This is a genomic window from Edwardsiella anguillarum ET080813 (assembly GCF_000264765.2).
GTDB lineage: Bacteria > Pseudomonadota > Gammaproteobacteria > Enterobacterales > Enterobacteriaceae > Edwardsiella > Edwardsiella anguillarum.
Window position 1 is genome coordinate 4115693 of sequence record NZ_CP006664.1, and the last position, 17399, is coordinate 4133091.

Genomic DNA, 17399 nt, shown 5'->3' on the forward strand with positions numbered 1-17399 from the left:
CGGGACGGGCTGCCTGGCCTGAAGCCTGTTGAGGCTCAGTGGCTTTATCGATATGGGGTTATCGGGCCTGACATGCGGGCTGCGGTGTCGAGATACCGCTGGTTCTTAAGGTGTCGAAGTAACACCCGTCCTTCCGGCATAAACGCCGTACCGTAGCGTACCAGTCCGATATCTTTGACTTCAGCATCAATGGCATAGCGCAGCTTCCCGGGCGTCTCTTGTTCCTGCAGGACCACGGCTATCGTTTTCAGGCGCGGTTCATACTTGAGCAGCACAGCCGATAAGGTGCCCATCAGCTCATGGGCCGTACCGGGCATCCCCTGGAGGATTTTGGTCATGTCAGGCAGTCCATAGTCCGGCAGATGCGCCAGCGTCCCGGCGCGACAGTTAAGAATGCGCTGCATATTATCCAGCACCGACAGGATGACCTGATTCTCCTCGCTGGCTTGATGAAGGTCGAGGCCACCGGAAAAATGACCGATGAGCATCTCATACAGCGAAGGCGTGATATGTTCCCGGGACATCACTCCTCCTTCTGCGGTAGCAGCGTCAACCGATTGTTCCCCGCTTCCAGAACACGTGGCTTATCCGGATCGAGCTCTTCGCGTTGAATCACCTGCTGCCAGGCGTTGTTGATCATATCCGGATCGCGAAACAGCCCCACCACGGCCACGAACTGCGCCGCGTCTTCCAGCGGCATATCCAGATTGACATCGCCGCCCGGCGTCACCACCACATCACGGCTGGCCAGCAGGTCGGCTTTCAGAATACTGCTGTCATCCTGGAGCAGCTGCTGATAGACCGTCTTGTCAAAGATCTTGCGGTCTCTTAGCTGGTAAATCCGCACCACCAGCGGTTCAGACAGCGTGTTACTCTCACGGGAGTCGGTGTTCAACGCCTCACGCGCGGTGAAATCCAGGTGCAGCACCTTAATCTTTTTGTAGAACACGGCGTTAAACGCCGATTGGGTACCCTCGGTGACGCGTTGTGTCACCCCGCATCCCGCCAGGCTGAAGGCCATCAGCAGCATCAGCCAGCGCGCGGTTTTAGTAAAACTGATACGTAACACGTCGGTTTCCTTGTCGTGGTGTCGCGGGCTGCAGGCCGGTGTAGTAACCCAGCTCCGTCGTAAAGGTCTGCGGGATATCGTCCGGGAGATCTGCACCTTCGGCACCCAGAACGCCGTTCATTCCCAGCCAGAAAGGAGCTATGCCCAGCGGCGGCACAGCCAGCAGGCGGGCAGACGTGGTCAGGGTAATCCGGGCGTTGAAACGCCAGCCGAGATACACCCGCAGCATTACCAGAAAGTCTTGGTACAGCCGGCCATCCGGCTTCCACCCTTTCGCCTCCCATTCGTTATCCGTCGTGAGCGCAACCAGCAGCTGGCTGCCCGCATCCATCGCTTCGTCCCCCAGCGGCGTATTGCCGTCCAGCAGAAAATCGTCATTATCGTAAAAACCTAGCGGCTGGCTGATCTCCACCGGCCGCAGGCAATACGGACTGACCAGTACCGTAGTATCGGGTGCCAGCAGGCTGACCAGCGCCTGCATCCCCTCCTGGGTTTTACCTGGCTGACGCAGTACGCCAAGCAGCGCCAGAAAACGCGACACCGGCGTGGCGATATGCTCTGCCGTACCGGGAATGCCCAGGCCCACCAGCCCCAGCAACGAGCGCGAGATGCTGTCGGTACCGCCTGGCTCAAACGTGGCCGGGTAGGAGTACTTACGCCAGATGCGGTAAAACTGCGTCAGGATGCGATGGCCGAAGATATCCAGAAACCCCTGAAGAGCCTCATGCCCCTCCCGGCGCTGGGTGATGTCATCGAGATACGCCGTCGGCAAAGGCGAGTCGACGCCGTATATCCCCATAAAGGTGGTGCGGATAACCGGCGGCTTACCGTCGTCGTCCTCGTCATATTCAACGGCCTTCAGTTCGCTGACCGGAAATCCCATCCCCGGATGCGGTGCAAACCGCACCGGATCATCCGTGAGATGGCTGGTCGATCCCATCAGCGGCCCGCCCGGATTACGTTTCTCCAGCAGCTGACATAAACGGTAAAAGTTGATGCGGTGCAGGTCGGCTTCCAGCCGCGGAGTCAGCCGGGAATGCGGCGGTTGTGCTTCTCTTGCCATTCCAGGCGCTCTCCGGTCGGTTGCAGAATGATAATCAGGCGGTTAAACAAGTAGATGTCGGTGTAGAGTGCGAAGAAGCGGCTCAGCATCTCGCCAAACAGGCAGATATCGCCGCGTCCGGCAAAGCCGTGGCTGTCCAACGTGACGTCAATCTGCACGCCACGCAGCAGGTAGCCCTGCTCGAAGCGTTCTATTTCGCTGTGCTTCACGTCGATAATCGCCTCCAGGCGACGGCGGTTCATCTCGCTGTCGGTCCACTCGTACAGCGCCAGGGTGCCGCGCAGCACCTCGGCGTTATCCATCATCGACAGAAACCCGCTGCCGAGGTGGCTCAGCACGCGCCAGTGGAAACGATCCCGCGCCGGTGGATAGCAGGGCAGCGTCGGCGCGCACAGGTTGCGCACGGCGATGCTGGCCGAGGTGGTTTGCATCACCGTATCGAGCACGGTACTCTGCAGCGCACGCCGCGGCAGCTGGCCGTTGGTGCCGGTGAGCGTCAGGGACAGGCTTTCGTCCTCCGGTACGGTGTGATTATCGAACGCCTCACCGCCGAGGATAAGCCAGGTGTTATGCAGCCCGGACGGGCCTCGGCGCACGCGGGTGTGGTAGTAATATTCCGGCGCTTCGTGACGCATCATTCCCCCCTTGTGGCGGAAGCTCGAAAACGGCACGTAGGTATGCTGGCTCGAGGACATCACCGAATCCACGGCGTAAATCTCGGTATGACCATCCTGTACGCGCATCGGACGCAGCATGTATTCGGTCTGCAGGGAGTTGAGCGTCAGGGGGTCAGACTCCAGCGGGAACAGGTTAATCACCGGCACACAGTGCAGGCGCAGATGTTTTTCGGTAAAGCGGAAATCATGCTCCCAGCGTTCCGCCAGCGCCACGTCGATTTCAAACCAGGAGAGCTCAGCCGGGAAGGCCACGGTCTCCAGCCCGCGCAGGCCGGTGAACATGAACTTCTCACGGAAGGTGAAATACTCCAGCAGCAGCTGATAGCCGCGAAAGCTGCTGCTTCCCTTCGGCCACAGATCATCGTCATTGCCAAAGCCGAGCGCGCTGAAATACCCGTCCAGCGGCCTTCTCTCCATATCACCCGGCATCCGCAGCCAAAGGCGTGCAGCGTTGATGGTAAAGGCTTCGTGCATGGCACAGGCCAGCGGCGCATCGGCGTTAAAGTAAAACGGGATCTGGCTGAGGTCGACACGGCTCCAGTCGGCAAGAGGGCTGCAGTTGAAGCGCAGCGTGATGACCGAACCCCCATCAGGGTCGGTCGACAGGCGGGCGTACTCCAGCGACAGCGGCTGAAGGGTGATCTCTTTGGTCGTGGTGTACCGACAGCACGTACCCTTCTCACCGATCGGCCGCGAGTTCACCCCGAAGCCTTTGACAATACGCATCGGCTCCTTCATCCCGCGCCAGTCGGGGGTGATCTCCACCACCGACATTGACGGAATGGTGCGCAGGTAATGCGGCCACAGCAGGCTGACCAGCCCTTCGGTGAGCTCCGGCAAGTCATCATCGAGCTTCTCACGCAGGCGCCCCATCAGGAAGGCAAAGCCCTCGAACAGGCGTTCCACGTACGGATCGCGCGCGCCCGCCTTATCGAGATTGAGCATGGCCGCCTGCTCGGGGTGAGCGCGGGCAAACTCTTCACCAGCCTCCAGTAGGTAGCGCATTTCAGCGTCATAGTAACGCAGGGTTAAGTCGTCCATTAATAAGCCCAACGGATAATAAATCAATAAACGGAGAAACCAATAGGATTAAAACTCGCTTCTTTTATTTACCAGAATAACTGGAGGCGACTTCATTCGTTTTGATAGTTTCTCAGCAAGTAATATATGAAAAGGGTTGTTATTGTCATCAAGATGCGCATCTCCTATTGAAATCAGCCGGGTTAAATCCGGCGCCTTGGTGATCTCTTCCGCTAAACGTTCGGCTAAGTCTTCATTCACAAACAGGTCTCGCCATTGCCCCGAGATAATACTCACCAGCGCCATAACATCCTGCTCCGGCAAGGGGCCTGCTGCCGCGACGAGATTATTGATATGTTTTCTGACCGTTACCGCCAGGTCTGGAGTGATGGCGTTCAATCCGTCTGCAAATTGTTGTCCCTGCAATTTTAATTTTTTCGCCTCTGCCGCTGTAAGCGGTGTCAGACCGCCTATTTTTTCAATTAATTTTTCATATATCGCCGTTGAGGACTCCCCCATCACCTCATTCTCCCATGGGGTGACAATGTCTTTTTTAAAGAAGCTTTTCTTTTGCGTAAGATATGGCGGCAACGCCCCGGGTGTTTTGTTCCGAAGAGACCACCCTGACTGCGTATATTCGACATACAACCGCAGCTTCCCTTTGCTAAAGGCGGAAAGGACACCGGGCATATGCTGAGAATAGATGAAAGGAGGTTTCCGATGCCCGTCACCCGCAATGATCACTTTGGGTACATCGGAGTCGACAAAACTCCGGAAAGCCAGGTTTTTAAGCGGCTGCATATCCGTACCGTAATAAGCCAGCCAGCCGCTGAGTTGCTCATCAGGCTTATCGGCCTCAGCGCTGACACACGGTTCCGGGCCAGCCGTCACGGCTGGGCTTACCGTCGCCTCTGCTTTTTCCTCGGCTGCGTTCGTGGCTATGCCCGAACCCGATGATTTCTCATAGGTATCCTGCATCATCGACGGAATAAACCTCGCCTTGCAGGGGCAGGTGCTGTAGCTGTCGAGGGTTCCGGCCATCCGCCTGCCGTGAATGGTATCGTTGTCGATGCCGCCGGCTATCCTATACAGTCCCACATATTTTCCACAGGTCACGCTGTCCTGCTCGCGGGCAACAGGTTTATCAAACAGCGTGTGATCCTCTGCGCCCGTGGTGATCCTCCCGCCGCAGGTCGTTTTATCGCCCTGCACCAGATAATAGCCTGTTACCGGCATATGTTTCCCCTTTCGCTGAATTCACTCCGGGTTACCCGCAAAGCACCGCACTGCTGACCGGATCGAGCGCAATCAGGCCGGACAGAAGCAAATCCATCTCGGGCTGAAGCCGCAATTTATCGGTTTCGCTGCGGGTGGCTTTCATGCGCAGCAGCCTGAGGCGACGCGATTTCACCTCAAACAACAGCGCCGGTATCCACTGCGTGAGCGTGATGGCCTGTGCGGTACTCTCAAGCTCACCCAGCAGATGCAGTGCCAGCTCATTCCGGCCCCTCTGCTCCGCCACGCGCGCCATCAGCAGGCGCAGCAGCCATTTGCCTTTTGTGGAGTCCGCGCCTGGGCGTGTCTGTAGCCAGTGGAGCGTGGCATCCAGACCCTCCGTGTCCGCTTTCTCCAGCGCCTCCGGCTCAAGGGCCAGGATATCGTTATCCGTCTCACTGACGGCGCTGACCGGCGCCTCACGCCAGCCGGATATACCGTCCAGCACGCTCTGGTTTATCCAGTTCAGGGTGATCTCATCGGCAAACGGCGTACCGTCATTAAAGGCCAGCGTTTCAAGCCCGGAGAGCCGGCGCAGCAGCCCTTTCAGATCGGCGGTGATAATCTCGGCCAGCACCTCCTGCCCTGACTTCACCAGGGCCTGGTGGGTATACCACTGCAAATCCAGCCAGAGGTGATTGGCGCCGCGCGAGAAGGTGCTGTCCACCTGCGCCAGCATCTCCGGCCAGCTCTGCTGCAGGTACAGGCGTTTGAGCATGGCTCGCTGGTCAGCCCGCGGCGGCTCAATGCGCGTTTTCCCCTCGGCATCCGGCGCCGGGATAGCGCTCAGCGTGTCATGGCGCAGGCTTTTCATCAGCCGGTGTGCGGCGAGCCAGCCCGCGGGCTGTTCTCGCAGATACTCCGCCAGGGTGCGGGCCTGAGCCAGCAAATCCTGACCGGAGGTGATACGGCTCAGGCGCGGTGCGTCAGGCTCGGCCGTGTGTAATGGGGGCGGCGGCGGAGCCTGATGAGCGGCATTCTGCGGCACCACGGCATCCACGCCACCGGCTTTCATCAGGCGAGACTCCAGCGCGCGGTACAGGGCACTCAGCTCCGGCCGTGACGCCTCCGGCTCGGCCTCCAGGCTGTCGCGGATAAGCAGCAACACACCGACAGTGCGCAGGGCCTCGTCGCGTACCACCTCCGGCCAGCGTGACAGGCCGTCGAGAACACGGGGGCCTGCAAGCCACTCCAGCGCCGATTTACGGCTCCGCTCACGCTGCGGATGAAGCTGCGCGCCATAGCGCTGCAGTAACCCCGCCAGCAGTGCAAGCCCCTCAGCGAAGCCGGCTTCGCCGTCCCGGTGCAGACGTGCCCAGCAATAATAGGTCGCGACCCGGATATCTTGCGCCGTGCGGGTCAACAGCCTCTCGGCCAGCTGGCAAATCAGCCCGGTATCAACGCCGGAAAGCCTGTCGACCTCCTCACGGATGCGCTGAAAATCATCGTCATATCCCGGATCCTCTCCTGTTGGACGGCTATCGCTGACCGGGGCAAGCCAGGGGTGCCAGCTTTCCGTGAGCGCCTGCGCCTGCTGTCGCAGCTGAACTTCATCCACCTGACAGGCGGCGATCAGATTCGGCAGCGTGCCCATTATTCGACTCCGTCCATGTCACTCTCTTCCGCGTCGGCCATCCGCGCCGGAGCCGTGGCCACGCTGTCGACGTTGAAGATCTGATCCGGCAGCGTGAAGTTGCGCAGTGCCAGTAACGCCAGTGGACCGCTGCCCAGCTGCGAGCGCAGCACCCACCGTAGGGTGGAGCCATCCGGCGCGCTGAAGCTCATCATCCACCGGCTGCGGTCCAGCGGCTGTCGTTTACCCTCTCCCAGCCAGCGAATAAAGCCCCAGGTTCCACTGTAGTCCCCGAACAGACGCGCTCCGGCGCTGACGGTGGTCCAGGTCAGCATGGTGCCCGGCGTGTAAGTGTCTCCCGGCCAGCGGAAGGGCTGCCAGTCGGCCATCTGGTTAAAGTAGTGCAGCTTTTGTCCGTCGATGATCAGCTGAGTCTCCACCACCTGCGGCGCCGGGCGTGCCTGCAGTTCAAAGCTGATGCCCTGACCGCCGTCGGTAAACAGGATGTCCGACAGCTGGCTCAGCTGGTTAATGGCGCGCAGGAAGGCCGGATTAAAGCTTAGCCCCTGGCTGTTGACCTTATCCGCTACCCATCGGCTGCCCTCTTTGTGCAGCACGCCGCTGAGCTCTGCGGTCAGGAAGCGTTCAATACGGCCGCTGTCTTTGCGCACAAACTCGGCCAGCATCGGTAAAGAGGCATCACTTTTGCTGTCAGCAAACGGGAAACGGCCGTCGAATGCCGTGTGCCAGTTCGCCACCACGGCGCGGCGCCATTTGTCATTCAGGCTCGCCGCCGACGGCTGAAGCACGGTCTCCCAGGCCTGGGTCAGCGGCTGAACAAACACGGTGCTGCCAAAACCGCTCCACGCTTCGCCCAGGCTTGCCGCAATCAGGCTGCCATATTGCTGGGTGTCGCTCAAGTCCACGCTTTTGCCCTGGAATACGGTCTGCGCCAGGGTTTGTAGCATCGCCTGCGGGTCGGAGGCGCTGGCCACCTGTTGCAGGCGCAGACGCACGCGGGTGATGCGGGTCAGATACGTCTGCAGGCTCAGTGAGTTGTCGGCCGACATGAGGTTGCTGCCGTTGTTTTTACCCAGCAGCTGAAGCAGCGGACCGAAGGTGTCATCCAATGGCCCCTGCAACTCCGTGGCAGACGGGTCAATCGCTGGTGTCTCTTCCCCCCCCATCAGCGCCTTAGCCGATGAGACGATGGAACTCGAAAGGCCTTCACTTTGCTGGCCGGCCTGCCCCTGCCAGGCGACGGTATTCATCAGGGCAATCAGTGGCGACTGGCGGACATCGCTCATCAGCGCCAGCTGGTCTGCGACGTCCGCAATGTTGTTCGCCGGGTTAAGCCGCAGACTGTTGAGAAAGTTCAGCCAGCTGCCGGCGAAGTCGGTGAAGTAACGTTGCAGCAGGCGCGTTTTCAGCGCTTCCGGCGCCAGCTCAGCGGGTACTGACGTAGCGGCATCGCTCAACACCCAGTCGATTGCATCGCGTCGGGAAGTCGCGGCTTTCTCGATGGCCTGCTGTATCCCCCCTTCCCACGCCTGACGAGTGAACATGCCCGGCACCACCGCCTCGGTGGTGAAGAGTCGGCGCGCATCGGTGCCGCGAGTCATGTCTTCCAGTGACACGTCGGCGAAGTTACGACGCACCGAGTTGAGCATGTTCTCATACAGCGTGCCGTCGGCGTTGCGCCGTCCAATTTGCTGCAGCAGCACCTGACGGCTCTGGCTGACCCGTTGCGCATCCGGCGCGATTTTCCACCGTGGCTGCTCGGGCAGTTCGGCGATGTAGAATGCCCACAAAGTCGGCGACAGGCTTTGCCACAGGCCGGTTGAGATGCCCATGCGCGTCGGCTGCACGGATTGCATGGTCTGCGCGAAAAACGCACCGTCGGCTTTATCCGGACGGGACATCATCAGCCAGGCTTTCAGCTGGTCATAGCCCGGCTTTGCCAGCTGTGCCCGCAGGGCGCTGCTGGGCGCTGAGTTTACCAGCGCGCTGAGCTTCTGCATCAGGGCGGCATATGCCGGGTCGCGTATCAGGCGGTTGTTCGCCACGCCGTACCAGGGCAGCATCGCGTCGAGCAGCTGCGGGCTATGGTTCAGGCCGAAGCGCTGATACCATGGCGTCTCCTCCCGGACATGATGCAGCAGGCGACCGGCGTCATTACGCAGATCGTGCAAGGCCACCAGCTGTGCATCGGAGACGGAAGGATGCGCCACCAGGTATCGGGCTTTTGCCGCCACGGAAGATATCTGGCCGGAGTTCAGCGCAAAGGCGAGCAGCAGCCCGGCGCCCCAGACGCCGATGATCGCCATCATGGCCCAGGCCAGCGTCTGTTCCCACGCCCTACCGACCCGGCGACCACGAATACGGGTGCAGCGGTCAACGATACCCTGCCAGGTCACCGGCAGGGTCAGCGCATGGCGTTGTGACTCCGGGACATATTTCTCAGCGCCGGCGCTTCTCTCGAAAATATCAGCGGGTTTATTCTCCGGCAGGCTGAACATCAGGCCCCGCAGCGAAACGCGCTGCTGAGCGTCGGAGAGCCATGGCCGCAGTTGCTGAGCCCAGCGGGCGATACCGCCGTCTTTCAGGCGCTGCCCCAGGCGCAGCAGGAAGTCGTGGCTATCGTTATCAGCGATCTGACTCACCCCCTGCGCCCGCAGCGTCGGCAGCATCAATTCAAGCTGGCGGGTAATATCTTCGGCTTTCGCACGTAGCGGAAAACAGGCCCCTACCGTCTGTTCTGTGCGGTTAGTCTGCGACCATGGACTGTCGCACAGTTGCCACAGCCAGACCGGTGCGGAATAACGCAGCAGCTCGCTGATTTTTTCCAGCCCGCGTAAATCGTTGTCACTGATGTGTGGTGTCAGGTGAAGCGACGCCGGCATGACACGGACAATACCGTCCAGCGGGCGTCCGCGACGCAGCCTGCGCAGCGCCGCGTATTTTTCATGGTCGGGCTCCGATATCAGACTGCCGCCATAAATCAGAACGGTACGGTTACCCTCAAGCCACTGCCGCTGCTGCAGGCCGGGAACCAGTTGCTCAATCGCGGCGGCGTCGCCCGTCACCAACAACAGGCGGGCTTTTCCACGCCAGTAAAAGCCAACCCGTGAGCGTAGGTGGGCCCGTATCGCTCCAGACATCACCCCCGCCGGAGACTCAGGGGGGTGTTCACTTTCCCTTTTCGCCCCCTCGTCATCGCCATTTGTCGCGTCGACGAGAGCATCAAACGCCGTTTTGCCGGCACTGAGCGCGGCCCACAGGAGCGTAACCAGCATAATAAATGTGCATCCGCTAATGCAGCACCCGCCAATAAGCCAGTAAGTCTGCTGCGGACTCCCCCTCTCCAGCCCGGCGATGTCCGGATACCGCCAGACCATAAACGTCATTGCGGCAAGGAGTAAAAAGAGAATGAATACGCCAGAAAGATAGCGCCCTTCCGTCGTCTTCGGTGCCAAAGGTAGCGTCACGGATCCATCTCCTGTCGGGAAGCCATCGGGGTAATGAGCGTGCTCCACAGCGCATTCTGCGTGGTGTCGCCGCAGATAATCATCTGGGGTGACTGCGTTTGCCGTGCGATTTCAGTGGCGGCCGCGATGGCCAACCAGGGCGCAGCGGCGCCGGCATATCCCATCGACATATCGAGTGAAATCACGGCTTCGTCCTCTACGGACTGCGCAGGATGCGCATTCTGGCACGCGATCACTTCTGCGCGCTGCGCCCCCGTCAGCCCGGCAAGCCATAAATTTTTCACGATATTCTCTTTGAGCGGGACGTTATAGGCGGCCATGTTCATCCCCCCGCACAGCTCACCCGGAGGGGCCGCATCTGGCCGGTGCAGCAGCGCGAGGGGGTCAATAGCCTGCTGCGTCAGGCGGTTGCCCAGAAGCAGGGCAACGGCGGCTTCCGCCGTGTTGTTCGATATAACCGGATCAACCTGGAGGCCAATAATCAACAACATCGCCTCATCTTGGATTCGGTGATCCAGCCAGTGGCTGACGCCCCCCGGACCACGGCTGTCCACATACTCAACCGCGCAGGCTATGCCGCTCTCCTGCCAGGCTTTCTGCCAAATCGCCCGAACAGTAGGGCATGACAGAGATGACGAGACATCAAGGATGACCGCCAGCGCGGCATTTTCAGGAAACTGGTCGACGGGCAGATCGGCAATGAGCGCTGAAAGCAGGCGTGAGACGAGCCGCTCAGGCGTCTCATCCGGTCCCGCCCCGATGCGGCTCATCCTGTTACTCTTCTCGTTTTTCCAGTCCGACTGAGAAATGATAATGCTGTGGTTATTGCGCATTTCAACGGCGACAGAACCTGGTTCGCTCTCCTGATGGGCTGTGATAAATGTCGTATTCAGTATCTGAAGCGCACGGCGCGCTCGGCGGGTCTCACGCAAGATCCATTGTTCCCGACGTCGGTCAAAAGCATTCGCTTTACTGTCCTGTAATGACCAGCCCCACAGACGAATACTGAAACTCACGATCCACACCACGACAGGGGTCCCCATAGCAATCAACCCGAAGTGCTTGTTATCGATATAAACTCCCAATATCCGCATGAGGATCACGACAATGACCAACGGTATCGCCAGAGCCGCAAGCCAACGTGATATTTTCGGTGGTGCCGATCGAGGATGACATTCGGGAGGATTTTTCAGGGAATACGGCATTTCTCTTGCAACTCATCTTTGTCGTAACCATAAGTGTTATCTGATTCATCCCATATCAGATTGGGTTTATCGGCGTTGAGGTTCTGCGGTGCCAGATCGCGTCTGGCGACGCGTGTGCGCAGTGAAACGATGAACGCCTCCGCAATCGCTCGCACGCGCTCGGCCGCGCCTCCTGCGGCAGTCTGGCAAATGTAGCTCCCGCCCTGCCACGCGCCATGAGCGTGAACCGGGTACCCACGACGATGAACGTCAGTCATGCCCCTTTCGAGGCAGGCCGCATCCGTTACATGGGCCGCTCTCGCCTTCAGAGGCGGTGGGCCGATCATCATCGGCCAACACCCCGTCATGAAAAGCTGCATTTACTGGAGGACTCTGCGGTTTCAGGCGCCATGCTCGGAAACGCTACCTGCTTGCTGGCCTTTTCTTTTCGTCCGTAATACCCGGCCTTGGTCAGGTATTCACCCTGAGTGGCTGATTCAATGCCATTGGCATCGAGGGTGATATAGCTTCCGCCCCCGTTAATCGTGACCTGTTTTTTGGCAATGATTTCGATGCGATCTTCGGTGCTGACGACGCGGATCTCTCCACGGGCGAGCAGCTCCATCAACGCATTCTGCGCCTGGATCCTCACCGGCCCCTGGTTGGCGATGAGCTTGATCCCCAGCTTACGAACGAACACACTCAGGGCATTACCGACCCCGATAAACAGATTTTTCACCACGCTGACGTCCGCATTTTTACCGGCAGTGGCAATCAGATTCTGGCCGGCCGATACCTGTAGGTGCTGTCCGCTGGTCAGCGCCACACCATCCGGCGCGCTGAGCAGCAGCACCGATTTTTTGAGATCTGTCAGCTGCTGCTCCAGCAGTGTGATTTGCGCCCGGAGATCCGCCGGGGTCGCGGCCGCCTTCTGCGCGTCATCGGAGATGGAGGTCATCTGCTCCCGGGCATCGCCCAGATTGCTGACCGCCGGCTGCATCTCCAGCGCCGCCCCCTGCGCCATCGTCTGACCGTCAGCGCTGATAAACATCCCCTTCTGTGCCCGGATAGCGCCCCAGCTGTCGCTTCTGAGCTCAAAACCCTCGCCACGTGGCTGTTTCTCGCTGTCGACCAGGTGACCGAGATTGAGCTGACTCTTACCACCGTACTCCGTGCTGACCTTGATATGCTCTTTCCCGCGCGCATCGTCGAGGCGGATTTTGTTGTTCGCCGGGGTGCGCAGGACGTTGCGTTTGTAGTTCTGAATGGTGACGTGGTCACCGTGCGCCGAGTCATGAAGTACGCCGGAGATGTACGGCCGGTCCGGGTTACCGTCCTCAAAGCTAATCGCCACTTCGGTGCCCGCCAGCAGCGGCAGGTGCAGGCCATAGGTATCACCGGCATAGGGGCGCGACTGGCGCACCCACAGGCTTTCAAAACCGGTCTCCCAGTTATCGCGGTCGAACAGCATGTTGACGCGGTAGCGGCCATCGCGGTCGATATGGCCGTAGGCGTCATTTTCGGTGGTGCTGGTAACGCGGGCCGGCAGCGTGCCGGCCATCACCGGACGGGCGCCGGGGGCCGGGCGGAAGCCAAAATCCGAGCTGTCCGGGATACCCTCAAAATTCACACCAAAATCTTCATCACGGCGCGCATGGCTGCGCATCACGGTGATGACCACGCCCTGCGCAAACACGTCTGCCACCTCATAGCCGCCGGTGACCTTTAACAGCATACCCGGGAACAGCGTCGGGCAACTGGTGATGGCGTGGGTCTGCGTCTGCCCATTCAGGTAACGCTCATGCCGGATACGGGCATAGAACGCCCCGGATTCCGGGGCCGGATGGCGGTCGTATTTACTGCCCGGCGTCAGGTAATTGTCGGCATAGTGATAGGCATCACCGTAGGTAGTGGCGTCCCCCCGGGTCACATCGACCTGGGTGTTCATGTCCTCGTTTGCCGCACGGTAGTTGTAATCACAGGTGCTGACCTGCTTCTGCACCACGTGATGATGGGTCTCCATTCCCCACACCGAGTCCACGCCTTTTGAGTGCTGGCCCGACGGCGGCACCGACGGCAGGGTCAGCCCTTTCTCATAGCCCTGCGGGCCGTCGTAAAACTCCACCACATCGATATTGAGGCGCATATCGGTGGTAAAGCGGAACCAGATGCCCACCTCACCCAGCAGTCGGGTGATGAAATGCAGATCGTCCTCGCCGTACTGCATCACCTGCTCGCGGCGCGGATATTCCTGCGTCAGCGAGAACAGAAAATCTTGGCCGCGCATGCTGTGGCGCTCGCGCAGAATTTTTTCAACAATCTGCGGAACCGACATGTCCTGATAAATGGCGTTCTGGTGTGAACGGCTGAGCAACGCCAGGCGCGGGGTCAGCGTCAGGGCGTAATGGGTTTCATCTTTTGAGGTACCGAGGCGTTCAAAACCGCTGACTACCCCCTGAATCACGCGAACGGCCTGTTGCACCTTAATGCCGTAGCCCTGATCCACCGGTGCCTGCAGCGTCAGGGAGGCCGCTTTCATCAGCATCATTTCCTTGCTGATGGCATGATCGCCACTGGTGAACTCAATACGGTAGCTAAACGGTTGACTCAGGGCTTCGTGCCCCTCAAAGGCCAGGACGTCCAGCCCGGACTCACAGCCTTTTACCGAAAGCCCGTGATGATTGTGGCTGAAGCGGATTTTGAGATTCGTGCTCATGCGTCAGTTCCTTCTGGTTCAGTGGCTGGGGTATCAAACGCCAGCACAATGCCCTCATCGTCGTGCCATTCCAGCGTCAGTAATTTGGGCTTCTGCTTCGCAGCCATATGGGTCAGCAGTTGCTGACTCAGCACCGGCAGGATTTGCTGGTTGAGAAGGCTGTCAACGTTACGCGCACCGGTATCCGGCAACAGGCAGGCCGCGGTCAGCGTGTCATACAGGCTCTCGCCAATCTGCATGGTCAGACCGTAGTGACGCTTCAGGCGTTGACTCACCTGGCTGAGTTTCATCTCCACGATGGTGCGCATGGCTAATTCTGCCAGCGGACGGTAGATAACTGTCTGGAAACGGGCCAGCAGCGCGGGCTGGAAGTGGTCACGTAAAGTCGGGCGCAGCAGTTCGTGCAGGTCGCTTTCGCTGGCACCTGGCTGTTCATCCAGCAGCTGCATCAGGTGGTCGCTGCCGAGGTTCGAGGTCATCAGAATAACGGTATTACGGAAGTCGATTTCACGCCCTTCGCCGTCGCGCATAAAGCCGCGGTCGAACACCTGATAGAACAGGTTTATCACGTCACGATGGGCTTTTTCCACCTCATCCAGCAGCACCACGCTGTACGGACGCTTGCGCACCGCTTCGGTGAGAATGCCGCCCTGGCCGTAACCCACGTAACCCGGCGGAGAGCCTTTTAGCTGGGATACCGTGTGCGGCTCCTGGTATTCAGACAGGTTGATGGTGATGAGGGATTTCTCGCCACCGTACAGCACATCCGCCAGCGCCAGCGCGGTCTCGGTTTTCCCCACGCCACTCGGACCAACCAGCAGGAATACGCCCTGCGGGCCGTTCTCAGACGTCAGGCCGGTTTTCGCCGCGCGCAGGCGCTGGGCAATGGCGATCAGCGCCACGTCCTGCCCCACTACGCGCCTACCGATTTCAGCTTCCAGGGTCAGCAGTTCGGTCTGTTCATCTTTCATCAGGGAAGACAACGGAACGCCGGTCCAGTCGGCAATCACGTTGGCCACGGTGCGGGTGTCCACGTCCAGCGACAACAGTGGCGTGCTGCCCTGCAGCGCGGAGAGCTGGTTTTGCAGGTTGTTGATATCGGTCTGACGGCTGATGTCCGGGCGCACGTCGAGCAGTTGTTTGGTCAGGCTCAGCTCGCGACCATACTGGGTTTCCAGCACGTCGAGTTCGACAATCAGGTCGTTCTGCTGCTGCTCAATCGCCGCCAGGCGTTCGCCGTGCTGATTATTACCCAGCGCGATATCTTCCAGCAGCGCCTGCTTTTCGATATCCAGCGCGGTGAGCTGTGCGCGATACTGGGTCAGCGCTTCCGGCACGGTGTCGAGACTCATTCGCACACGGGCAGAGGCGGTATCCAGCAGGTCAACGGCTTTGTCCGGCAGCTGGCGTCCGGTCAAATAGCGGCGCGACAATGTGACGGCCGCGCGTACCGCGTCGTCAGTGATATGTACGCCGTGGTGTTCGGCATAGCGGGATTTCAGGCCACGCAGCATCAGGCAGGCGGTCTCGTCGTCTGGCTCGTCCACTTTCACCATCTGGAAGCGGCGCTCCAGCGCGGCATCACGCTCGAAGTACTGCTTGTACTCGCTCCAGGTAGTGGCGGCAATGGTGCGCAGCTCGCCACGTGCCAGCGCCGGCTTCAGCAGATTGGCCGCATCTGCGCCCCCGGCTGAATTCCCCGCCCCGATGATGGTATGCGCTTCGTCGATAAACAGCAGGACAGGCACCGGCGACTGCTGCACAGCATCGATGACGTTTTTCAGGCGCTGCTCAAATTCGCCCTTTACGCCAGCGCCCGCCTGCAGTAGACCGAGGTCCAGGGTACGCAGAACGACTGTTTTCAGGCTTTCCGGTACGTTGCCTTCGGCAATGCGCAGCGCCAGCCCTTCCACCAGGGCCGTTTTGCCGACGCCCGACTCACCAACCAGGATCGGGTTGTTCTTGCGACGGCGCGAGAGAATATCCACCATCTGACGGATTTCCGTGTCACGGCCAAACACCGGGTCAATCCTGCCCTCTCTGGCCTTGGCGGTGACATCAAGGGTGAATTTATCCAGCGCGTTCTGCAGCGCAGGCGACAACTCGCCTTCTTTGCCTTCAGAAACGCCGACCGGGCGGCCCACGAACTCAACCGTATCGCTTTTGGCTAATTCTTCATCCAGCTGCACATCCGGGCGTTCGTCTGACTGCGCATCAAGCAGCGGACGCAGACGCTCCAGCTGACTCTGGCCGAGGGTCAGCAGCGGCCACAGGCCATCGCAGCGCACCAGTTTTGGCCTATCGGCCAGCGCCATCAGCAGATGCACACTGCGGATATGCTCTTCGCCATTAAGGGAGGCAATCAGCCAGGCTTCCTGCATCAGCGTCTGAATGCTGTTTGAAAGCTGCGGGCGACTGCAAACAGAGCGGGGAAGTGAATCCAGCCAGCCGAGCAAATCCTGCCACAGCGCATCCATATCCCACTCATAACGGCGGGCCAGCACCGTCAGGTCACCCTCCCCCTGCTCCAGCAGCTTCAGCAGCCAGTGCTCAGGCAGGATTTCCGCATGGGTGCGGATCTGGCAGAGCGAGGCCGCCCCCTCCATCGCACGGGCACAGTGAGGATTCAGACGTCGCAGCAGGATGGCTGGATTTTCCATGACTTTCTCTCTTTGTCGGTTCCTGGACACGCTACCGCCCCTCACTATTTCCCGTTCAGGGGACCAAAGCGCACACGGTCGGGCTGGCAGTTTGTGGTTTTCTTTGCTCAACGCCCGCGCAGACAGACGTTGAGCAAAAATGGAAAAGCGGACAGAAAAAACCTGTCCGCTGGTGACTTACGCGGTAGCGCGTTCGCTCCAGGAGTCGGAATGAATGATGTTGCCGTCTTTGTAGGTCCAGGTGATTTTTTCGTAACGCAGTTCGATCTGCTCAAGGTGGTTGTGTTTCTCGAAGGCAGGATCCTTGATGTCGTGCATCTTCGGAGCCACTTTCACCACCTTCACGTTCTCCAGTCTGGTGTTGAAGTACTCCACTTCCTGGCCCGCATCGTTGATTTTGTACCACTTGAATTCCGCAGACTTCAGGGTCTGACCGGTGGTCACCGCCTTGTACAGGTACGGGCTGGACGAGTCGATTTCCTTGGTGAACAGGAATGGGGTGTGGATACGGGTGCCGGTCAGCTTGCCGGTGTTGTTATCGGTCGGGATATACAGGTTATGCTCCTGGGCCACCACTTCGATGCTGCCTTCGCGATCCTGCACGTCCACAGACCCTTTAATGTCCGCACCGCCGTCGTCCTTCAGCCAAAGATAAACAGGAATTGCCATGAGAG

At 59.6% G+C, this 17399-nt stretch carries 12 protein-coding genes; all 12 read right to left on the reverse strand.

What is annotated here, in order from left to right:
* Positions 1–44: 44 nt before the first annotated feature.
* Positions 45–524 carry a type VI secretion system baseplate subunit TssE gene (gene tssE / locus ETEE_RS18355; protein ID WP_034165887.1) on the reverse strand — a complete coding sequence of 160 codons (480 nt, stop codon included), beginning with the start codon at positions 522–524 and terminating at the stop codon, positions 45–47.
* On the reverse strand, positions 524–1069 hold the full coding sequence (gene tssJ, locus ETEE_RS18360) for a type VI secretion system lipoprotein TssJ (RefSeq protein ID WP_034165886.1): 546 nt from the start codon (positions 1067–1069) through the stop codon (positions 524–526). The genes tssE and tssJ overlap by 1 nt, the downstream gene beginning before the upstream one ends.
* Positions 1047–2132, reverse strand: a complete 1086-nt coding sequence (gene tssG, locus ETEE_RS18365) for a type VI secretion system baseplate subunit TssG (protein WP_034165885.1) — start codon at positions 2130–2132, stop codon at positions 1047–1049. The genes tssJ and tssG overlap by 23 nt, the downstream gene beginning before the upstream one ends.
* Positions 2096–3850 carry a type VI secretion system baseplate subunit TssF gene (tssF, locus tag ETEE_RS18370; RefSeq protein ID WP_034165884.1) on the reverse strand — a complete coding sequence of 585 codons (1755 nt, stop codon included), beginning with the start codon at positions 3848–3850 and terminating at the stop codon, positions 2096–2098. Before tssF ends, tssG begins: the two co-directional genes overlap by 37 nt.
* Before the next feature lie 48 nt (positions 3851–3898).
* Positions 3899–5065 (reverse strand): PAAR domain-containing protein, encoded by a 1167-nt coding sequence (locus tag ETEE_RS22125; protein WP_051905109.1) that lies wholly within the window; start codon positions 5063–5065, stop codon positions 3899–3901.
* A gap of 31 nt (positions 5066–5096) precedes the next feature.
* Positions 5097–6698 carry a type VI secretion system protein TssA gene (gene tssA / locus ETEE_RS18380; RefSeq protein ID WP_034165883.1) on the reverse strand — a complete coding sequence of 534 codons (1602 nt, stop codon included), beginning with the start codon at positions 6696–6698 and terminating at the stop codon, positions 5097–5099.
* A complete protein-coding gene (locus ETEE_RS18385; protein WP_034165882.1) occupies positions 6698–10165 on the reverse strand; it encodes an ImcF-related family protein in 3468 nt (1155 codons plus the stop codon). Before ETEE_RS18385 ends, tssA begins: the two co-directional genes overlap by 1 nt.
* Positions 10162–11370: a hypothetical protein gene (locus ETEE_RS18390; protein ID WP_034165881.1), complete on the reverse strand. Its 1209-nt coding sequence runs from the start codon at positions 11368–11370 to the stop codon at positions 10162–10164. The genes ETEE_RS18385 and ETEE_RS18390 overlap by 4 nt, the downstream gene beginning before the upstream one ends.
* A complete protein-coding gene (locus ETEE_RS18395) occupies positions 11355–11627 on the reverse strand; it encodes a hypothetical protein (RefSeq protein ID WP_144242841.1) in 273 nt (90 codons plus the stop codon). The genes ETEE_RS18390 and ETEE_RS18395 overlap by 16 nt, the downstream gene beginning before the upstream one ends.
* Positions 11628–11713: 86 nt before the next feature.
* The gene (locus ETEE_RS18400; RefSeq protein WP_038631656.1) at positions 11714–14065 is read right to left on the reverse strand and encodes a type VI secretion system Vgr family protein; all 2352 of its coding nucleotides are present in this window, start codon (positions 14063–14065) and stop codon (positions 11714–11716) included.
* Positions 14062–16725, reverse strand: a complete 2664-nt coding sequence (tssH, locus tag ETEE_RS18405; RefSeq protein ID WP_038631659.1) for a type VI secretion system ATPase TssH — start codon at positions 16723–16725, stop codon at positions 14062–14064. Before tssH ends, ETEE_RS18400 begins: the two co-directional genes overlap by 4 nt.
* A 177-nt stretch (positions 16726–16902) precedes the next feature.
* Positions 16903–17394: a type VI secretion system effector Hcp gene (gene hcp, locus ETEE_RS18410; RefSeq protein WP_038631662.1), complete on the reverse strand. Its 492-nt coding sequence runs from the start codon at positions 17392–17394 to the stop codon at positions 16903–16905.
* Between the last annotated feature and the right edge of the window lie 5 nt (positions 17395–17399).

Bases quoted from the DNA above. Each gene is read 5' to 3' on its own strand.
- tssH (WP_038631659.1), bottom strand. From the start codon at position 16,725: ATGGAAAATCCAGCCATCCTGCTGCGACGTCTGAATCCTCACTGTGCC.
- tssG (WP_034165885.1), bottom strand. From the start codon at position 2,132: ATGGCAAGAGAAGCACAACCGCCGCATTCCCGGCTGACTCCGCGGCTG.
- ETEE_RS18390 (WP_034165881.1), bottom strand. From the start codon at position 11,370: ATGCCGTATTCCCTGAAAAATCCTCCCGAATGTCATCCTCGATCGGCA.
- hcp (WP_038631662.1), bottom strand. From the start codon at position 17,394: ATGGCAATTCCTGTTTATCTTTGGCTGAAGGACGACGGCGGTGCGGAC.
- tssE (WP_034165887.1), bottom strand. From the start codon at position 524: ATGTCCCGGGAACATATCACGCCTTCGCTGTATGAGATGCTCATCGGT.
- ETEE_RS18395 (WP_144242841.1), bottom strand. From the start codon at position 11,627: ATGACTGACGTTCATCGTCGTGGGTACCCGGTTCACGCTCATGGCGCG.
- tssA (WP_034165883.1), bottom strand. From the start codon at position 6,698: ATGGGCACGCTGCCGAATCTGATCGCCGCCTGTCAGGTGGATGAAGTT.
- tssF (WP_034165884.1), bottom strand. From the start codon at position 3,850: ATGGACGACTTAACCCTGCGTTACTATGACGCTGAAATGCGCTACCTA.
- ETEE_RS18400 (WP_038631656.1), bottom strand. From the start codon at position 14,065: ATGAGCACGAATCTCAAAATCCGCTTCAGCCACAATCATCACGGGCTT.
- ETEE_RS22125 (WP_051905109.1), bottom strand. From the start codon at position 5,065: ATGCCGGTAACAGGCTATTATCTGGTGCAGGGCGATAAAACGACCTGC.